Below are 19,368 nucleotides of genomic sequence, written 5' to 3'. Positions count from 1 at the left end.
ACCCCGTTGCTCACACCCCCACCGCAGAAAATTCACATCCATGCTAATTATGCCATTGCTCCTGAATACTTCGCGAATGGCAGTTTCCATATCTTCTAGGGTTTTGGGGGAACCTTGATATTTCAAACATTCGGCAACTTCATTTAAGGTTGTGGGAATAAAAGTGGAGTTAGGCTGAATTAAAATTCCTTAGTTTATAATAGCTAAAAATAAACCTTAATTGTTAAAGTAAACTCATATGTTTCCTTCTTCGCTTGTTCCACTTGAGGCTGTAGATCCCCATAAATGGGTATTTTTAGGTCAGAGATAACTTTTAGAGTTTTTCTAGACTCCTCACTAAGACTTAAGGTTAATTCCCGACTCTTAATTGGATTACTTCCCTTTCTTTGATCTATAAGCGACTTCATTGCTATATCATTTAGCAGATTATATTGACGAAGATGCAAATCGGCTGCCTCTAAATCTGGTGGTCCACCATCAAAGCTACTTTTAATTTTGAGATTGTTACGCATTTCCTCAAAGGTTTTGTTTTTTCCTTCAATATTTCCTTGAGCATACAGGCTATCGAGAGATCCCCTGAACAATTGTTTACCCTTTGAAGTTTTTACCTCAATTTGTTCCACCGTAACTTCCCGCGCACCTAGTAAACCGCATAAAGTAGTGAAATGAAAGTATTTTGCTAATGCAAAAGTTGAAGATGCTTTATCAAGGGAGGCATAATCTGAAGGATCATAAGGGTTTTGAATGAGTAAGCTACCTGATTCTAACAGCCCACTACTTTCTAGTTTATTAGCTAATGAACCTTCTACTTTATCTGTAATAACCAAAAGGTGAACTTGCTCATTGAGAAGAAGGTCATTGCCTTGAGGGGTGTACTCTAATCTAGTTAACTCATCCGGGGAAATAACTAAAATAGCTCTTCTTTTTCTGGGTTGAATGGTATCAAGATTCATCTGTTTAGACTCTTGCTTGGAATAATTCTGTTCGTCCTGTCCTTGATTTATATTGTCCTGTTTCTTCTGCGAGGTCTGTTGATTAAAAAGGTCTGAAGTGACATCACCAATAAATTGTTTAAAGCGATTAATCCCGCCATCTGTAAAAGACTTGGTTGAATCTCTTTGGTTTGGAGCAGCCAGCCTATTAACAACGGAGCGAAAAAGACCGTGACTAGACTGATAGTTTGCTGTTGCACCTCTACCTTCTTTTTTTTTTCTTCCAAAATTTCAGTAAACCATCCTTGTATCGCTGTTACTGCATCTTTACTCAAAGTACGATTGAGTTTATCAGAAACAATATCACTAATTTTGGTACAACTACTCTCGATCCATTCGTTAGAGAATTCTTTCGGCAATTCCCCATAAATTACAATAGGGGCAGAACGATTGATCTGGTCTTTTTCAATGGGCAAAGCTTCTACAACAAATTTAGGATCACTAAAACGAACTGTAATCTCTGAGGTGGCTGAAGGTAACGTTGTTTTTCTGCCTGGAACTTCATAGATTTCAGAAATAACTTGTTGCCGAAGCAGTTGATCAGATAATTCTTCAGAATCTTTCAAAATTAAGTCTGGAGCTTGATTATCCAGGCTTTGCGCCCAGAAAAATAAATTTTTCATTTCTCCACCTTCTGAAAAATGCTTGTAATCAAAACGTCTGCATCACGTTCTGTTGCTAAACTGCCAAGAGCCACTTTGACTGTAGCTGACCCACCAGCAAGTTGAGTCATCTTCTTAACTACTGGTAATGCCCTAAATTCATCCGTATAATTTCCCATTTTGTCAGTACCAAGACGCTTAAATGCAGGATCAGTATTCCAATGGTTTCCAACGATAAAGAATTGCTTTCTTTTTTTAGATTCTTTGATCCACCCTTGTATTTGCTTCAAATCATCCTCACAACGCTTCTCTGTAGCTGGATCACGCTTCAACAACTCATCGGTTCGGACAATATAGAGAATTAAATCAGATTCATCAAACAAATTTTTCCATCCCCCATATGCAGATTGATCTCCTGAAACGTCGTCGGTTTTTCTTAGACGAATGTCTAAGTCCCCCAGTTTAACTCTTGTTCTTTCTACTTCTTCTTTGTCGAGAGTTTGTTTATACCTCTCAATCAAAATCCCCTTCTCTAGATACTTTAAAAGAGTTGTTTTCCCAACTGCTCTTGCACCTAAAACTGCAAAATTTTTTCCTTTTAAGGCGTAATTAATGTCGTCCCACTTGCAAACGCTCGCAGTTCCTACTACGCCTACTGAAAAGGCTATGATTATCGGAATAACAAAAGGTAATGGCATAAACGCTTAAATAATTTCGTAGATTCTACCTGGATTGTACCCTGGCCTATACGATGACTAACGCAGTAGCTAGAACCTATAAAGCCCTTCACCTTCTGAAACAAAAATCTATAGAATTTTTTGAGTGGGTCAGTTTTAGATATTCCTTGAAATGAGTCATTCCCATAGATCATCTTTTTGTACTGTCTTTACCAGGGCGTTAATCTGTCTAACCGTGTACTAGACCACACCTAGATTATAACTTCTTCTGAGGCGGTGTTGTCAAGCAGTTGCAGTCTATCCGATAGTATGTATGGGGTTATCCCGTAACTGCCCGATAATACCCCAATTGAGAGACTTTTACCGCAGCCAGCGTCATGGAAAGACCACAGCAACCTAAACTCCTCGATCGCCTGCGCCAGACTGCCCGCTTTCGGCATCTCAGTCGCAAAACTGAAAAATCTTACCTGTACTACCTCCGAGACTTCATGCTGTTTCATCAGAAGCGCCACCCCCAAGATATGGGAGCACCAGAAGTACGCGCTTACCTATCCCGCCTCGCTCTCAATAAGAAAATTGCCGCTTCCACTCAAAACATTGCCCTCAATGCCCTGCTCTTTCTTTACCGCCAACTCCTGCACCTCGACTTACCAGATATTGAAGAAATCGAGCGACCCCAACGCCCCAAACGCTTGCCGACAGTTTTTTCATGACCCGTAGCCCAGGCTACGCTTACCACACTCCTTTAAATATCTATACCCCATCAGTCCCCCGCACCGCTATCACAAGGCTATAATTAGCTTAAATTACTAAAAAAAACCATGAATACAACTCAATTACGCCAAAAAGTCGCCAGCCAACTGAACAACCTCTCACCGGAAAGACTTGCCCTCGTGAGTGAGTTTCTCGACTCCTTAGAAGCCGCCGAACCCACTCAAGCATCTTCCTTGGGAAAATTGCCGCCGCTAAAAAGAGGTAAAACCGCCAAAGATTTACTCAAAGTTGCCGGGACTTGGCAAGGAGATGACCTGGAAGACTGCCTTCATTCCGTTCATGAAACTCGCTCAGAAACCCAGTTTTAATATCATGCCTTATTTACTGGATACAAACCATTGTAGCTATATTATCAATGGCAATGTTCAAGTCCTTAATGCTTTAAATAATCAGGGAAATGACGGAATAGGGATTAGCATTATTACTTATGCAGAATTGCGATATATGGCGGATAAGTCTGCGAAAAAATCCGAAAACCTCAGAGCAGTAGAAGAGTTTTTGGGTCAAGTGGATTTATATTTTATAGATGAAGAAACGGCCATTTTTTATAGCCAGATTAAAACAGCAGTTTTTAATCAGTTTGCGCCCAAGGATAAAAATAAGCGGCGTCGCACCAGTATCAGCAACTTAGGATTGACTGACCATGACCTTTGGATTGTTGCTACAGCAATTCAGCACGGATTAATCCTTGTTTCTGCCGACAGTGATTTTAAGCGCATCAACCAAGTTCAGGCATTTTCTTGGGAATCATGGATATGATATCGCGGTTCGGTGGACTTATAGAGCGAGCAAGATGCTCGCACACCTGTCCTCTAAATATCTCTACCTCATGAAGCCAGACTCGCAATATATCTGCCCATTCAACCTAGAAAACCCCGGTTTTTTCCCGGGGTTCTCCATCACTGACCTAGGCAGCGATCGCCCTTAAACCAAGGCGGGTTGAGGGACGGAAATCGCCTCGCCGGATAAACTGAAGGCGCGGGATTCGGTAATCTTCACCTGGACTAACTGTCCCTTTAACTGATTGATATCGCCGGTGAAGAATGTGAGGCGGTTGCCGCGTGTCCTTCCCATGACTTGCGTGGGGTCTTTGGCATTTTGCTCCTCGACTAGGACTTCTTCAATTCGCCCTAGATACCGCTGCGATCGCTCGGCGGCTTTGATAGATACTAAGTGATTCAACCGTTGCAGGCGATCGCTTTTTACTTCTTCACTCAACTGATTCTCCCACACCGCTGCCGGTGTCCCCGGACGTGGGGAATAGGCCGCCGTATTGAGCATATCAAAACTAATTTCTTCTAACAGTTTCAGGGTATTTTCAAACTGTTCCTCGGTTTCCCCAGGGAACCCCACGATCGCATCGGCACTGATAGAAGCATCGGGCATATAGTGGCGAATCATATCGATAATGCGGCGATATTTTTCATGGGTATAACCCCGCGCCATCGCCTTCAATACCTCATTATCTCCCGATTGAAATGGGATATGAAAATGTTCGCAAACCTTGGGCAATTCCTGACAAGCCCGAATTAATCTTTCCGTGAAATACCGGGGGTGAGAGGTGGCAAAGCGAATCCGTTCAATTCCCGGGACATCATGCACGAAATAGAGCAAATCGGTGAGGGTATGTAAATTTCGTCCTTCCGGTGTGGTTCCCGGTAAATCTCTGCCGTAGGCGTCGATATTTTGACCGAGTAAGGTCACTTCTTTGTATCCCTGGCGTCCGAGTTCTTCCATTTCGGCGCGGATCGCTTCTGGGGTGCGAGATTGTTCGATGCCACGCACGGAGGGGACAATGCAATAGGTGCAGCGTTCGTTACAGCCGTAAATTACGTTCACCCAGGCAGTAACTTGGCTCTCCCGGCGCGGTTTGGTGATATCCTCCATGATATGCACCGCCTCAGTCGCTACCACTTGGTTCCCGGCGAACACCTGTTCGAGCAAATCCTCTAAGCGGTTGGCGTGTTGGGGTCCCATGACCATATCTAATTCGGGGACCCGGCGCAGGAGTGCTTCTCCTTCCTGTTGTGCCACGCAACCGGCAACGATGAGGGTGAGGTTGGGTTGTTGGAGTTTGCGTTTGGCTTGCCTGCCTAGGTAGGAATAAACTTTGTGCTCGGCATTATCCCGAATTGAGCAGGTATTGTAGAGGATTAGATCGGCTTGGTTGGGGTCTTCGGAAAACTGGAACCCCATATTTTCCAGGATACCTGCCATGCGTTCGGAGTCAGCTTTGTTCATCTGACAGCCGAAGGTGGTGATGTGGTAACGACGAGGGATAGAGGACATAATGTGCTATTTTTCGCAAATGAACGGGCCTTTTGGGTCTATGGCAGTCTGGCACTCGACCGGCTATGGGCCGCGATCGCCCCGGGGAAAGCCATGACTCGGATGCAAACATAAACTATTATTATAAAGCTTGCAGTCAATTTTACCCACTAGGAATGGAAGTCAGAACCCTATGATTCAGGAGCGATCGCAATATAAAGAAACTTGGGACAACCTCGCCGCCAATATGGATGAGGCTAAATTGTATGTCGCCGGACATACGGATGAGGCGGAATTAGACCGCACGGGACTCAATACGGTGAATCGAATTGATAATTTTGTCGGCATCCAACCAGAAGATATTTGTTTAGAAATTGGCTGCGGTGTGGGTCGAGTTGGCAAGTTTTTAAGCCCAAAATGCAAAAAATGGATTGGGACCGATATTTCAGCGAATATGCTTCAATATGCAGCCCAACGTTTGGAAGGTTTGGACAATATTGATTTAATCGAATTGAGTGGGGTAGGGTTACAGGAAATTGTCGATAATTCTATTGATTTGATCTATTGTACTGTGGTGTTTATGCACCTGTATGAGTGGGACCGCTATCAGTATTTAAAAGAAGCATTTCGAGTGTTAAAGTCCGGGGGACGCTGCTTTTTTGATAATGTGGATTTGACCTCCAGTCACGGATGGGACGTATTTATGGCAGGGTATTCTTATCCGATTGACCAACGTCCGGCTTACTTGAGTATGTGTTCCACGGGGGAGGAATTAGAAACTTATGCGAAGCGAGCAGGCTTTTCCGAGATTAAAATCCATCGTTGGGGAGATGCCCGAGTTGGGGTGACGGGGATAAAACCGTGATGATGGAATTCATTAATGACCCGGAATTCTATCGTAAACCTCATGGAAGCAGTGGGTTTGAACCTACACTTTGGAGGGGAACGGTCAAAAAGTAAGCATTCTGAGATGTTAGAGCAAGAATTAAGATGAACCCAGTTCTGCAAGAAATAAAAGCGACTTTAATTAAGCTGATTGGTGAAGGGGTGGCCCTGGCTCCAGCAATTTTGATTGCGTTGGTTGTTTTGGGCATTACTTGGTATGCTGCCAATGTGGTCCGTCGTCTAACGATGGCGGCAGGACGGCGAGTTGTAAAGAATAGATCACTCCGAATGTTGATGGTTCAAACCGCTTATGTAGCGGCGTGGTCCGTGGGAATTATTGTCGCCTGTGTGCTGGCATTTCCCGGTTTAGGCTTGGGAGATATCATTGGGTTACTAGGGTTAAGTTCTGTCGCTATTGGGTTTGCTTTCCAAGATATTTTTAAAAATTTCCTAGCTGGAATTTTGCTGTTATTGCAGGAACCCTTTAGACTTGGGGACCAAATTGTTGTAGAAGGATATGAGGGAACGGTTGAGGAAATTGCGATTCGTTCGACCCAGATTCGTACCTATGCAGGGGAACGAGTTGTCATTCCGAATGCGGTGGTTTTTACGAATGTGGTGCAAGTCAAAACGGCGTTTTCTCATCGCCGCACGGATTTAGAAATAGGGGTGGATTATAATACGCCGTTACCGCAGGCAATTGATACGCTTTTCAAGGCAGTTTCCCAAGTCCCGGGGGTGTTATCGGAACCAGAACCCGAAGTTGATATTGAGGGGTTTGGAGAGAGTTCAATTAATATGATAGTGCGATATTGGACGGAACCGGAGCGACCCTCAGTGCGACGGACTCAAACCCAAGTGGCGATCGCCTTAAAAGAGGCTTGCGATCGCGAAAATATCAATATTCCCTATCCCATTCGTACCCTATATTCTTACAACCAAGAAAAATTTAAGGACGACAAACTTATCAACACAAATGGGGATTTTTAGTTTCCCCGTAGCATTCGTCCTTGGATGACTTTCCAGGTGGCTGGGGTGACTTCCGATGCAGCATGATAGCAGCGGACGATCAAGCCATTAGCATAAAAATAATCCCCTAAGGCCTGATTTTCTTCTGGGGATAGCTGGAGGCGATCGCTCGACAAATTGAGGGCGGTTAGCCAACTTTGACGGATGCGATCGCGAAATTCATAATGCACTTGATAGGCGGCATTAGTATCGGGAATTTCCGTTTGCAGAGACTGCAAAGCGGCGATCGCCTCCTGGCAATCTTTAAAAATTCCTGCCTCTTCCACCAATCGAGTTAGAATGCTGACAAACGCCAAATCTCGGGCGCGAGCCAGGGCTAAATTGCTGGGTGCATCTAGTAAATAATCCAAATCCAGAACCAGTTGACGAGCGCGATCGCGGGCCAATTTTCGCGCCAGTTCCTGAGTCAGTTCCCCTGCCGATTTTTCCACATCCAACGGGCGATCAGAAATAAACGCCAGATTTTTAGTAAAATCCTCCGCCAACCTGCTGGCACGAGTGATCAGTTCCGACAAATTGAACCCCAAAATGTCACACAGACTCAAAGCCACATTCGCGGGAGATTCTACTTCCCCCATCTCCTTCAATTGTCGAACGAGGCTATCCCTAGAATAAGGTGTTTCCAAAGATAAATCGGGTTCTAATATTGCGTTTAATCCCACCACTAAAAACAGTGCCGCCGTGCGTTTTGCGGCCAGAGATAGCTTACCTCCGTCGTCCTCCGTGGATTCCGAGGCCCATCGCAACAGCGATCGCAACTTACTGGTTTTCAGGTACTTTTGAGCCGCTGATTCCATTAAAATCAGTAATTTATCTGCCGTGGGATAGCGCATCCCGGCCACAAATAAAAAGATTTCTTGCCAGTGGCGTAAGGTCAGATTTTTAGCAGATATTTGAGCCGCTAAATAATAGGTCTCGATATAAATTGCCGTAAAATATTCTTGCCAAGTCACTTGGGTGAAGGCAAAGCGATCCGGCCCAGTTTGCAGCAACAACCCGGAACCCAACGCAATTTTTTCCAACATTTTCTCGATCCGATAGCGGTTTTCACCAATTGTAGGCGTTAGGGATACCGATGGATTTTTATTGGAGGGATGATTGGCCTTTTCATTCGGATTAGTCGGAACTGTAGGCAACGAGTTTTTCTGCGTCAGGTTAAAAGTGGGGGGATTTTTGTTGAGATTTTCGGTTGCGCCAGAATTGACATTCGTTGGCACAGAAAACGGGAAATACTCATCTTTATGTAAATCTAACAAATGCACCGGAATTCGGCTGCTCAAATCGGCTCCGGAAAAAACCGACCGTTCAGCGATCGCACTTCGGAAGGCTAATTGAGCCAGCCACAATTTTGCCAATTCCCGGTTCATTTCAGGACTCGGCGCAGCTCCCGGAGCCGTGGGAATGTTTCCCGCTGCTTCTAGCAAAATGTGAGAAGTCTGTAGATAAAGCCCTGCCCGATTCTCCGGTAAATTGTGAGATTTATCATAGACTAGGCAGAGCAAAGTAAGTGAGAGAGGTAGCTCTACCAAAGACCGGGCGTGAGCATTTTCCGGGCGTTGTAAATCCTCCCAGAGTAAGTCGCCACTGGGGGTCGTAGCAGCGGGAGTGTGATACCATTGTCGGATCAAGCTCACTTGTTGTGCGTCGTCTAACGGTGCGATCGCCACGGGATGAAAGCTACGCCACTGATGGTTAAAGACTCCGGAGCGGGAACAAGCAATATAGCGATTTTTGGGATAAGTTTCGATAAACCCTTCCAGACGGGCGATCGCCTCAGCAATCACAAACGAGGGGATAGTATGCAAATCATCCAGTAAAATTAAGAATCGACCTTGAGCAAGTGCCTCCCGAACCAGTCGATCCGCAGCGGGAAAACTACAGCGCCGAAACTCATCAGCGATCGCTTTTTCAATTTCCCCCTCCCCACCACTGAGGGTTTTAACCGGCATAAACACTGGAATATAGCCGCGCCTAACCACCCCCCCGAACCGGGTTCCCCGTAGGGCTTCTAGGCCGATTTTCCTCAGTAAGAGAGACTTTCCGGAACCGGGTGCACCCCAGAACATCACCCCATCCCGCTCATTGACAACCGCGATCGGAGATTTGGGAGGAGACTCGCCTGGAGAAGCATTCAGATTCGTCATTCCAGGCGTCTCCATCTCCCTCACCTGCATCTCCACATAGAGGGATTCTAACGGCACTGGATCGCCAGTTCCTAACAAATCAACCGTGGCATACCGTTGGAGGTAGAGGTTAACATAAGTTTCTGCCGCAGCAGCGATCGCTTCCTTGGTTTTTTTATCCGGAGTTCGGGGAAAAATCCCCAATAATTTGCTCTTATCTTCCAATAGAGTATCGGTAGCAATTTGAGCAATACTCGTAGCGGCATCCGCAACAATCGTTTTTCGGGGAATCATAATATAAAAAAATTGGGTCTAATACAGGATTAGCCCTATTTTGAACTTAATGTTTGATGTTCTCATTCTGGCAAAAGTTAGAAGATTCGACAAGAGGGCCAAACTCGGTTGTCAGATGCAGTTCAAACCGATAACCAGTGGAACCCACAAATTAACGGTTCCACTGGTTAAACCCGACTTCCGAAAGCTCCCGATTCTTAAACCACTGCCATAGCTTTACTGGCAAAAATCTTCTCGATCGCCTCTTCCACCACCTTATCTGGCGTTGAAGCACCAGACGTCACTCCAATCACCAAGGGTCCTGAAGGTAGCCAATTTTCCGCGATTTCCAACTCTTGATGCAAAGGTTTATGTTCGATGCGATTTCCGGGGAGAATCCGACTAGCACTATCAATATGATAAGAAGGAATGCCTCGGTCGATCGCAATTTGTTGTAACTGAGTCGTATTCGAGGAATTATACCCCCCAATCACCACAATCACATCCACTTGATCCTCCACCAAATCTAACATAGCATCTTGCCGCTCTTGAGTGGCATCGCAGATGGTATTAAAAGCCAGGAAATGCTGATTTAACTCTGCCGGACCATATTTTTTCATCATCGTCCGCTCAAACAACTTGCCCATTTCTTCCGTCTCACTTTTGAGCATCGTCGTCTGATTAGCAATGCCAACTTGTGCTAAATCCCGGTCCGGGTCAAATCCCGGGGAAACAGCCTTACTGAATTTAGCCATAAATTCCGCCTTATCTCCACCATTGAGAATATAATTGGCCACATATTCCGCCTCGGCCATATTTAGCACAATTAAGTAAGTGCCAGCAAAAGAACTGGTTGCCAGAGTTTCTTCATGCTTATATTTGCCATGAATAATCGAAGTGTAATTGCCTTTTTTGTGTTTCTCGACACTATTCCAAACTTTAGAAACCCAAGGGCAGGTCGTATCCACAATTGTGCAGCCTTTATCATTGAGCAACTGCATTTCTTGAACCGTGGCCCCAAAGGCCGGTAAAATCACCACATCTCCCGCTTGGACCACTTCAAAATCTTTTTTCCCTTCATCAACCGGGATGAATTCAACATTCATCTCTTGGATATGTTGATTAACACTGGGATTATGGATAATTTCATTCGTAATCCAGATGCGTTCCGTGGGAAAATGCTGACGAGTTTCGTAGGCGATCGCCACGGCGCGTTCCACCCCCCAGCAAAATCCAAACGCTTGCGCCAGACGAATCGTCACCTCGCCGCGAGTCAAGGTGTAATTATTATCTCGGATTTGCTGAATCAGGGGACTTTGGTAAACGGAGTTCATCACCCCAGTGACTTCTTCTTGGTGACCGAATCCCTTGCGATGGTAGTTATCAGACTTTTGCAGTGCGCGTTTGAAAGCTTTAGTGTCCATGCCGTGAAATCCTAGCTTCTTTTCTCTTGATTGTAGAAGACTTAGGTTACAGGGAGTGGGGGGATGGGGGGATGGGGGAGATGGGGGGGATGGGGGAGATAGGGGGGATGGGGGAGATAGGGGGGATGGGGGAGATAGGGGGGATAGGGGGGATGGGGGAGATGGGGGAGATGGGGGGGATGGGGGAGATAAGGGAGATAAGGGAGATAGGGGAGATGTTCAACGTCACGACTTGCTGCCGTTTCCCCCCATCTTCCCCATCTTCCCCATCTTCCCCATCTCCCCCATCTTCCCCATCCTCCCCATCTTCCCCATCTCCCCCATCCTCCCCACCTCCCCCATCCTCCCCACCTCCCCCATCCTCCCCACCCTCCCCATCTCCCCCATCTCCCCCACCTCCCCCATCCTCCCCATCCTCCCCATCTCCCCATCCCTCCGTATAAATACCGCCAAAGCCCTCCGTATCGTTACGGAGAAATGATTGATGACAAATACGGATGTTCTAAAACAGTTGAACCGTTAAGCTAGAGGATATGGGGAAACTTAGATTTTATATAGGGTGAAAACATCAGAAATCGCCCCTCAGTTGTAGAGGGAGTTGAGAACATTGATTATTTTATCGGATATCGCTGATTGGTCCATTTAATGAGTCTAGTGAGCCTGGTTAATGGCTGAATTTGAGGGTGACGGGGTAGGAAGTAAATTGATAGGAGAAGAAACCTAGTTTTCCGGGTGGTGGTTGGCGACTATTTTGCAGATATTTTATCAAAAAAACAGTTTATTTTCTCTTTAATAGGCCAAGGTTAGAGGAGGGGCCTATTTTTAAAGTTGGTTTGGTAAACTCCGAAGGAACTGATTTTAAAATCAGCTAGATGGCTGATGCGATCGCCCTAGGTAACAGGGTCAGAATATAACTATGCTCTCTGAGCAGATTGACATGGATTAAGTAATTTCAGATACCAATGTACTGAGGATGCACGCTCACGAATTGTTAAAAAATCCTGATAAATTCGGCGACTGAGGGGCTTAAATGTTATGCTGGTAACATCTTTAAGCTGAAGGGTTTGATAAACTATAGAGGCTAGTAACGTTTAAAATTACCATCAGAATTCATCAAAATTAGAATAAGCGGATAAATTTTATTTTTAAAACATCTTGAAAATTATAACTTTTTTATTAAAAACTCACGGGGCTATTGACTGAGAAGGTCAAAAAATTTGGCAAATTTTAATCTTAAACATAGAAAAAACAGGAGGGAGTTATGGTAGACAATACCACCAGTCAGGCGCAGAAACAAGAGAACGTTCATAGTGCAGCCGCACAGCTTGTCGGGTCGCCGACTAAGGCATTGCAAAAAATCGTGTCCAACAATCTATCGGGGCGACTGACAATTCGAGATACGTCGGATCCTTCGGTTTTTTGGCGAGTCCATTTTGGTAATGGCAAGGTGCATTTTGCCAGCAGCTTAACGGGATACAAAGAGCGCCTCAGTTATTACCTGGCTCGCTTTTGCCCCGAACTGAAAGACCTTTCCCTAGAAGGGTTTCAGTCGGATTATCAGGCAATTTGCCATTACTGGAAAGCCGGAAAACTTTCCTTACAACAGGCTAGAGAAGTGTTACTTAAACTCACCCAAGAAGCATTGGTGCAGATCCTCAATTTACCTCAAGCGGGACTGCAATTTGAAAAGACGGTGGGATTAGACCCAATTTTGCTTTCCCTGCCGTTGAAGCAGACAATTTTACCGATGCGGGAAGCGATTGGGAAGTGGGGAAAAATTAGGGCTGAAATTGCATCGCCGTTTCAGAGAGTTTTTATTAGGAATTTAGAGCAAATTCCTAAGCTGCTTTGGGCGACGGTTAAAAATGTTGAAGGAATTAAACGGCTGATTGAAGTTTTAAATGGGGGTGGATGTCTGTATGAAGTAGCCCAAGGGTTGAAAATTGATGTCTTGTCTTTGGCACTGTTACTGCAACCTTTGGTGCAAGCGGAAGCGGTAGGGGTGAAGCCATACCAGGTGGAAAAGGTAGAAAATGGGCCGATTATTGCCTGTATTGATGATAGTAAAACCACTCAGCGGCACGTTCGTGCGATTTTGCAGGCGGCGGGATACCGCTGCTTGATGTTAACGGAACCGGCGAAAGCTTTAACGACTTTAGCGCGCCATAAACCGGCGTTGGTGCTGATGGATATTAATATGCCTGAAATTAATGGCTATGAACTCTGCCGGATGTTGCGTCAGTCGAGTTTGTTGCAGGAAATCCCGATTGTGATGTTAACGGGACGGGATGGGATTATTGACAAAATGCGATCGCGGATGGTGGGGGCAAATGATTATATCACCAAACCTTTTGATGCCCAACAACTCTTAAAGGCGATCGAAATGCAGTTACTCGGCACGGCGGATTCTGAAGGGGAAACGATTCTGCAAACCGGCTGATTTCACCTCATTTCCCCGAGGAATAAACTATCCTATCTATAGCAAGCGGATGGGAACCAGCCATTCTAAAGTGCGATAGGATAACCGGGAAAATGTTGAGAATGTATGCAGGTTTGCAATTAAGCCCCAAGGTACAAGTCGTGGTCCCGATGGAGCAAGTAGTAGAGGAAATTACCTTATCTCGACGGCAAATTTGTCCCATCCCTGGGGTTCCCGAGGCTATTTTAGGGGTGGTGAATATCGCCGGGAAATTACTATGGGTGATTGATTTGGCTGATTTTCTGACGGAGGTTTTGGGACTGATGCGCCGATCGCCCTCCCATTCGGATGAGTTAACCTTGGTGGTAATTCGCAAGGACCCCACGCCAGAAACGGACCCGGAGAAGGAAGAATCCACCGTTACTCCCTTCGCTTGTGTCGTTTGCGATCGCCTCGTCACCCTTACTCTCAACTCCACCCAGGTTACCCCCATTCCCGATCCCTGGAGAGCCCTACTCCGTCCCCTATTTTCCGGTTTAATCTGGATCTCACCCCCCAGGGATGCTGCACCGCGTCGGTTTCCCGTGGGATTGCTCCAAGTGAGCGCCCTATTTGAGGCCCTCAGTCGGCACAGTACCCCTACTGCCGGAGAATTTCGATGATAGTATCCAATCGCGAAACCTCTGGGGGGGAAAATCGCCGCCTCGACACCCTTGCGATCGCCAACATTGATCCAGAAGCTCGCTATGGTTTCCTCCATGAAGAAGCACCAGAATGCTTACTCGCCTTAGAGCAAGGTATCCAGTGCTTAAGCAACAACGCCGCCACTCAGGAGAACCTCGGCGCTGCCTTCCCTGAGCTGATTCGTGCCGCCCATACCCTCAAAGGGGGTGCGGGAATGGTGGGGTTAGAGCAACTCTCCCATCTGGCACACTATATTGAAGAGTTATTAATCGCCCTCAATGATGGACGAGTCCCTCACTTACCTTCCGCCTACGAACTCTTATCTCTGAGTCTGGATCCCATCGGGGATTTACTCGTTCAAGCTTTGCATGGCAACGACTCCCAAACCGCCGATCGCCGACTCCAGAACCTGATCGTCACTCTCGATCGCTTTGTCCAAGATTTACCCCCTGCGCTTCAGGAGAGTTGGGAAGAAGAAAGCGCAGGGGAGGAATTCCCGAATGTCACCGATTCCCCGGTGAACTCTTTTGTTAAAACTGCCTTGGAGGTTGATTTAGAGGATTGTCTGCAACGCCTAAGCCGATCGCTGGCTGAATTCAGCAATAATCCCGCCTCGGCAGAACCCTCACTCCGCAAGAGTCTCACCGTTTTTTTAGAAGAATGCACCCTCTTGGGGGAAACCTTGGGGTTGCAGGGGTTAACCACCATCAGTCGGGAAATTTCCGACTTTTTCTGCCAGGAACAAGCGCCACCGGAACAGTTAGCACAACTGGCGATCGCCCGAATTCGTACCCTCCGAACAGAAACCCTCACTCCCCAATCCCCATCTTTCCCATCCTCCCCATCCTCCCCATCTCCCCAGTCGGAGGCAACCCGGTCCTCTATCCCGGAACGCTTTTTAAAATACCTGATTGTCAATCCCAATCCTGAGCTCGCACCAGCAAATCTCACCCTACGAGTCCCCGTCAGTCGCTTAGATCGGATGAGTGATACCCTGGGGAATTTAATCATGGAATCCGATCGCCTCACCCTGGAACAAGAAAAACTCCAAACCGCGATCGCTACCCTCTCCCCATCTACCCCATCCCCCCCATCCTCCCCAAACCTAGCGGCGATCGCCTCCGACATCCAACAAACCCTCGATCGCCTCAAAACCTCCTTAAACCAACTGAACCAGGACCTCACCGATTCCCGACTCATCCCCTTTGGGGCGATCGGCGAGCGATTTCTCACCGCCTTGGAAACCCTGCAACGACAGTATGGCAAGCAAGTCGAATTAGTAATCCAGGGAAAAGATCGCCGGGTGGATCAACCGATTTTAGAACAATTACAAACCCCCTTAACCCACCTGTTTCGCAATGCCTTCGATCACGGGATCGAATTACCCACGGAACGCAAAGCACTCGGCAAGTCACCCACCGCTAAAATCACCTTCTCTGCCAGCGTCGAAGGGTCGCAACTGGTGATTACCGTGGAAGATGATGGACGAGGGATAGATCCGCAGAAGGTTTATAAGCGTGCCTTAGCAATGGGACTGATTGATCCGGAAAAAGGGTTTTCTAAAACCCTATCCCCGGAGAATTCCAACCCGAGTGAGATTTTACAATTTCTGTTCACTCCGGGATTTTCCACTGCCTCGAAAGTAACGGATTTATCCGGGCGAGGGGTGGGGTTAGATATTGTGCAACATCAAGTGGCGCGACTACGGGGAACCTTGCAAGTTGAGACGGTATTGGGGCAGGGTACTAAGTTTACCATTGCTGTTCCCTTGACCTTGAGCCGGTTATCCATTTATTTGTGCCAATGTCAAGACTACCGGGTAGCAATTCCCGCAGATAAGGCGATCGCTGTGGTGAAGTTATCCGAGGCACAGATCGCAGCGGGGGAAATTGGCGATCGCGATCAGGAAATTTGCGGACAAACGCAACCCTTGCCCATCTTTAGATTATGGGATTTGCTTCCCTACGGATCCCAGGTTCGGGAAGCAGTTTCAAAAGTGAATCCGCCCTCAGTTGGTTTGATTTTGCAGGTGAAGGGTCAACAGGTGGCGATCGCGGTGGATGCGGTGCTCGAAGAACGTCCTGTCATGCTCAAACCCCTGGATCTCACCGTCCCGGTTCCTCCCTACGTTGCCGGTTGTACAGTTCTAGGCAGCGGGGAAGTAGTGCCGGTCCTCGCCCCGCATCACTTTCACCCGTTACTGTTTCCCCGTTCCCCCCTTAGACCCGTCGCCAATGTCTCACAGGATACATTGTTGAGTTCCGATGCTTCTGCTCCTCATCTATTAATTGTGGATGATTCCCTCACCATGCGCCGGATTTTGCAGGATTTATTCGAGAGTGCAGGATTTATACCTACAGTCTGTACCGATGGACGGGAGGCATTAACTCAACTGGCGCGATCGCCCCAGGGACAATTCCACCTCATCCTCTCCGATGTGGAAATGCCCCATTTAGACGGATTAGGATTACTCCTGACGGTGCGATCGGACCCCCAATGGCATCACATCCCGATGGTGATGCTTTCCTCCCGCGCCAGTGCAGAGGATATTCAGAAAGGGATGGAATTAGGTGCAAATGCCTATTTCAGTAAACCTTTCGATCCGGTAATGTTGCTTGCTGCTATTCGCGAACTCCTTCTCAAGGAGGCGGGATGAGGTAGAGGGGGTAGATGGGGTAGATGGGGTAGATGGGGTAGAAATAGGCTTTTTAAGTCGGACTAAGCCTATAGATAGAGATTGTAAGTTTAACTTTTATGTCTTCTGATACAGGTAAAACTAAATAAATAATGTTAGGTGTATCTTAAGTTATAGAACCTTGATTGATTTGGATTAAGGTACTCCTAAAGATATATGACTCAGGTTCCTGGAGTGTTTTACTCTGAGGGAAGAAATGAACAGATTTTAAAACTCTCATAAGGCTACCTGGGAATGAAGTAAGGGGGGATGAAAATCTTTAAGAGAACTTTACATAAGACTTCTGGAATTAACTCTGACCGATGATAAACTTGGGATAAATCAGCTATCCTTCGGACTGATTGAAGTCAAGCAGGAGCGATCGCAAAATAGTCCCCTTAAAATTGATAACCGTTTTTAGGTGAACTCGACTGAGACTCATCAAACGGTTTTTAAAATCAGGAACCTTGGGCGATCGCCACTGAATTGAGGAACACAGAGTTCTGAAATCACGTTAATTTACAAAGGGTGAAACACAGTCATTATAAAGATACAGAAGATTGAGCATTGAAGTTTAGAACAAATTAGAGCATTTTAGCTTGAGCCAATCCCAGAAGCTTTTAACAATCCTGGGATGTAGTAACGTCAGGAGATTAATAAACTCCTTTTTAAAACAGCGATTCAATCAATCGCCAGATGTCGTGCGAATTTAGGTAGTATCTATCAAGGTAAAATCATGAGAAATCCTGTTATCGCCATTGGACTAGATGCCGGAGATCCGAATCTGCTGGAAAAATGGATGGCCCAAGGGCATTTAAAAAACTTAAAAAAATTGCGCGATCGCGGAGCTTACGGACGACTCAAAACATTTGATTATTATCGAGCCGAAACTCCTTGGACCACCTTTTTAACCGGAGCCGCCCCGGAAAAAACTGGTTATTGGGCACCCGTGAAACTCAGGGAAGGGAGCTATCATGTAGACCCCATAGAAGCCTACGATTTTGCCGAATATGAACCCTTCTATGCCCTTGGGGATGATTATAAAGTAGCGGTTTTTGATATGCCTCAAGCTCCCCTGAGCGATCGCGTCAATGGAGTCCAAGGATTAGCCTGGGGCGCACATTCCCCCCAAACCCCCACCCATTCCAAACCCGAAGCATTTCTATCAGACATCATCGCCAAACATGGGGAACATCCCGCATTACATAAAGATTTTGCTAGTATCTTAGATATTCCTGCCCTCCAGGAACTTCAGAAAAAATTAGAAACCGGGATTGAGCGGCGCGGTCAGATTTGTAAAGATTTACTCCAACAGGATAACTGGGATTTCTTCTTAACCATTTTTGGAGAAACCCACTCTGCCGGACATTATTTCTGGCACTTAAGTCAGCCAGATCATCCCCTCTATCCTGTGATAGGGAATCGCTATCCGGGGGACCCGTTGTTAGAGATTTTTGAAGCCATTGATGTAGCCATTGGCGAGATTTTAACCGCTGCGCCGGACAATGCCAATGTGGTGGTCTTTGCTGCACATGGCATGGACTTCAACAATATGGATCTACCGAGTATGGTATTTTTGCCCGAGTTTCTCTATCGGTGGAATTTCCCCGGAAAAGTGGGATTAGCCGAGGGGAAAATGGGTCAAAATCCTGGGGGACCGCTGGTGGGAGAACGGGCGAAACGGGGCTTTATGGGAACCCTGTGGAGTCTGAAGGGCGATCGCAATCCCTTGCGAGGATTTTTGCGGCGAACCCTCCCGACTAAAATCTTTAGCCGGATTGAGCCCCTGTTTGGGTCCGAACCTGAACCGGACTTGATTTCTCCCTTTGAAATGCAGAAACAAGGCGATCGCTTATTCTTCCAAACCCCCTGCTGGTATCAACCCGCATGGCCCCGCATGAAAGCCTTTGCCCTCCCGAGTTTCTCTGAAGGATACATCCGGATTAACTTGAAAGGACGGGAACCCAATGGAATCGTAGACCCCTCGGAATACGATGCCGTTTGTGATGAAATTACCGAACAATTGTATCAACTCAAAGATTCCCGCACCGGGGAAACAATGGTACAAACTGTAGTGCGGACTCGCACAAAAGCTACCGATTCCGACCCCAAACTACCCGATGCCGATTTGGTAATTATCTGGCAAGATAAATGCGCCAGTGATACCGTAGAAAGTCCTACCATTGGCCGGATAGGACCCATTCCATTTAATCGCACCGGATCTCACCGCTCAGATGGCTTTTTAGCCCTGGCAGGACCCGATATTCAACCCGGTTCTACCTTGCCTTTTGGCCATTCTTTAGATTTAGCCCCCACTTTATTAGCATTATTAGAGGCCCCGATTCCCAACTCTTGCCAAGGGAAACCTTTAATTAATCAACCGGCAGGGGTTCGCTAAAAAACTGGCCTTTAAACCTCCTAGGCAATGGCCTCGTTTCATCTTTTCCACTCCCCTGGCACAGGCCAAACTAGACTTCTTGCAAAATTCTACAAATCCCCCCTTAATAAGGGGGGTTGGGGGGGATAAAACCCCTATTTTACAAG

At 46.6% G+C, this 19,368-nt stretch carries 16 protein-coding genes; 9 read left to right on the top strand and 7 right to left on the bottom strand.

Features of this window, described 5'->3' with window-relative positions:
- Nucleotides 1-203: 203 nt before the first annotated feature.
- Genes NG792_RS12490 through NG792_RS12480 form a run of 3 tightly spaced genes read right to left on the bottom strand, consistent with a single transcriptional unit; the run spans nucleotide 204 to nucleotide 2,292 of the window.
- On the bottom strand, nucleotides 204-953 hold the full coding sequence (locus NG792_RS12490; protein WP_261235623.1) for a hypothetical protein: 750 nt from the start codon (nucleotides 951-953) through the stop codon (nucleotides 204-206).
- Between the two features lie 47 nt (nucleotides 954-1,000).
- The gene (locus NG792_RS12485; protein WP_261235622.1) at nucleotides 1,001-1,615 is read right to left on the bottom strand and encodes a hypothetical protein; all 615 of its coding nucleotides are present in this window, start codon (nucleotides 1,613-1,615) and stop codon (nucleotides 1,001-1,003) included.
- Nucleotides 1,612-2,292, bottom strand: a complete 681-nt coding sequence (locus tag NG792_RS12480) for a GTPase domain-containing protein (RefSeq protein ID WP_261235621.1) — start codon at nucleotides 2,290-2,292, stop codon at nucleotides 1,612-1,614. The genes NG792_RS12485 and NG792_RS12480 overlap by 4 nt, the downstream gene beginning before the upstream one ends.
- A 356-nt stretch (nucleotides 2,293-2,648) precedes the next feature.
- Between NG792_RS12480 and NG792_RS12475 the strand changes: the two genes are divergently transcribed.
- The 3 genes from NG792_RS12475 (at nucleotide 2,649) to NG792_RS12465 (ending at nucleotide 3,804) form a co-directional block, all read left to right on the top strand.
- A complete protein-coding gene (locus NG792_RS12475) occupies nucleotides 2,649-2,984 on the top strand; it encodes a phage integrase N-terminal SAM-like domain-containing protein (protein ID WP_261201262.1) in 336 nt (111 codons plus the stop codon).
- 108 nt (nucleotides 2,985-3,092) lie between these two features.
- Nucleotides 3,093-3,353 (top strand): hypothetical protein, encoded by a 261-nt coding sequence (locus NG792_RS12470; RefSeq protein ID WP_261201260.1) that lies wholly within the window; start codon nucleotides 3,093-3,095, stop codon nucleotides 3,351-3,353.
- Nucleotides 3,354-3,357: 4 nt separating this feature from the next.
- A complete protein-coding gene (locus NG792_RS12465; RefSeq protein ID WP_261201259.1) occupies nucleotides 3,358-3,804 on the top strand; it encodes a type II toxin-antitoxin system VapC family toxin in 447 nt (148 codons plus the stop codon).
- 165 nt (nucleotides 3,805-3,969) lie between these two features.
- Here NG792_RS12465 and miaB read toward each other — a convergent pair whose 3' ends face one another.
- Nucleotides 3,970-5,334, bottom strand: coding sequence for a tRNA (N6-isopentenyl adenosine(37)-C2)-methylthiotransferase MiaB (miaB, locus tag NG792_RS12460; RefSeq protein ID WP_261201258.1), 1,365 nt, complete (start codon nucleotides 5,332-5,334; stop codon nucleotides 3,970-3,972).
- Between the two features lie 130 nt (nucleotides 5,335-5,464).
- Here miaB and NG792_RS12455 point away from each other — a divergent pair, with 130 nt between their 5' ends.
- Both NG792_RS12455 and NG792_RS12450 read left to right on the top strand, forming a co-directional pair.
- The gene (locus NG792_RS12455) at nucleotides 5,465-6,178 is read left to right on the top strand and encodes a class I SAM-dependent methyltransferase (RefSeq protein WP_261201257.1); all 714 of its coding nucleotides are present in this window, start codon (nucleotides 5,465-5,467) and stop codon (nucleotides 6,176-6,178) included.
- Between the two features lie 125 nt (nucleotides 6,179-6,303).
- Nucleotides 6,304-7,188 carry a mechanosensitive ion channel family protein gene (locus NG792_RS12450; protein WP_261201256.1) on the top strand — a complete coding sequence of 295 codons (885 nt, stop codon included), beginning with the start codon at nucleotides 6,304-6,306 and terminating at the stop codon, nucleotides 7,186-7,188.
- On the opposite strand, the gene NG792_RS12445 is transcribed toward NG792_RS12450, so the two are convergent.
- The 3 genes from NG792_RS12445 to NG792_RS12435 all read right to left on the bottom strand — a co-directional run bounded on the left by NG792_RS12445 (nucleotide 7,185) and on the right by NG792_RS12435 (nucleotide 11,470).
- Nucleotides 7,185-9,644, bottom strand: a complete 2,460-nt coding sequence (locus NG792_RS12445) for an NACHT domain-containing protein (protein WP_261235620.1) — start codon at nucleotides 9,642-9,644, stop codon at nucleotides 7,185-7,187. The two genes, NG792_RS12450 and NG792_RS12445, sit on opposite strands and share 4 nt — an antisense overlap.
- 197 nt (nucleotides 9,645-9,841) lie before the next feature.
- Nucleotides 9,842-11,047, bottom strand: coding sequence for a 4-hydroxy-3-methylbut-2-enyl diphosphate reductase (locus NG792_RS12440; protein ID WP_261201299.1), 1,206 nt, complete (start codon nucleotides 11,045-11,047; stop codon nucleotides 9,842-9,844).
- Nucleotides 11,048-11,272: 225 nt separating this feature from the next.
- On the bottom strand, nucleotides 11,273-11,470 hold the full coding sequence (locus NG792_RS12435) for a hypothetical protein (RefSeq protein ID WP_261235619.1): 198 nt from the start codon (nucleotides 11,468-11,470) through the stop codon (nucleotides 11,273-11,275).
- Nucleotides 11,471-12,308: 838 nt separating this feature from the next.
- Between NG792_RS12435 and NG792_RS12430 the strand changes: the two genes are divergently transcribed.
- The 4 genes from NG792_RS12430 to NG792_RS12415 all read left to right on the top strand — a co-directional run bounded on the left by NG792_RS12430 (nucleotide 12,309) and on the right by NG792_RS12415 (nucleotide 19,222).
- Nucleotides 12,309-13,487 carry a response regulator gene (locus NG792_RS12430; protein WP_261235618.1) on the top strand — a complete coding sequence of 393 codons (1,179 nt, stop codon included), beginning with the start codon at nucleotides 12,309-12,311 and terminating at the stop codon, nucleotides 13,485-13,487.
- 101 nt (nucleotides 13,488-13,588) lie between these two features.
- Nucleotides 13,589-14,128: a chemotaxis protein CheW gene (locus NG792_RS12425; protein WP_261235617.1), complete on the top strand. Its 540-nt coding sequence runs from the start codon at nucleotides 13,589-13,591 to the stop codon at nucleotides 14,126-14,128.
- On the top strand, nucleotides 14,125-16,806 hold the full coding sequence (locus NG792_RS12420) for a hybrid sensor histidine kinase/response regulator (RefSeq protein ID WP_261235616.1): 2,682 nt from the start codon (nucleotides 14,125-14,127) through the stop codon (nucleotides 16,804-16,806). Before NG792_RS12425 ends, NG792_RS12420 begins: the two co-directional genes overlap by 4 nt.
- 754 nt (nucleotides 16,807-17,560) lie before the next feature.
- Nucleotides 17,561-19,222: an alkaline phosphatase family protein gene (locus NG792_RS12415; RefSeq protein WP_261235615.1), complete on the top strand. Its 1,662-nt coding sequence runs from the start codon at nucleotides 17,561-17,563 to the stop codon at nucleotides 19,220-19,222.
- Nucleotides 19,223-19,368: the final 146 nt, after the last annotated feature.

It is taken from the genome of Laspinema olomoucense D3b (genome assembly GCF_025370785.1).
In the GTDB taxonomy this organism is placed as follows: domain Bacteria; phylum Cyanobacteriota; class Cyanobacteriia; order Cyanobacteriales; family Laspinemataceae; genus Laspinema; species Laspinema olomoucense.
This window is presented reverse-complemented; position numbering and strand designations above follow the sequence as displayed.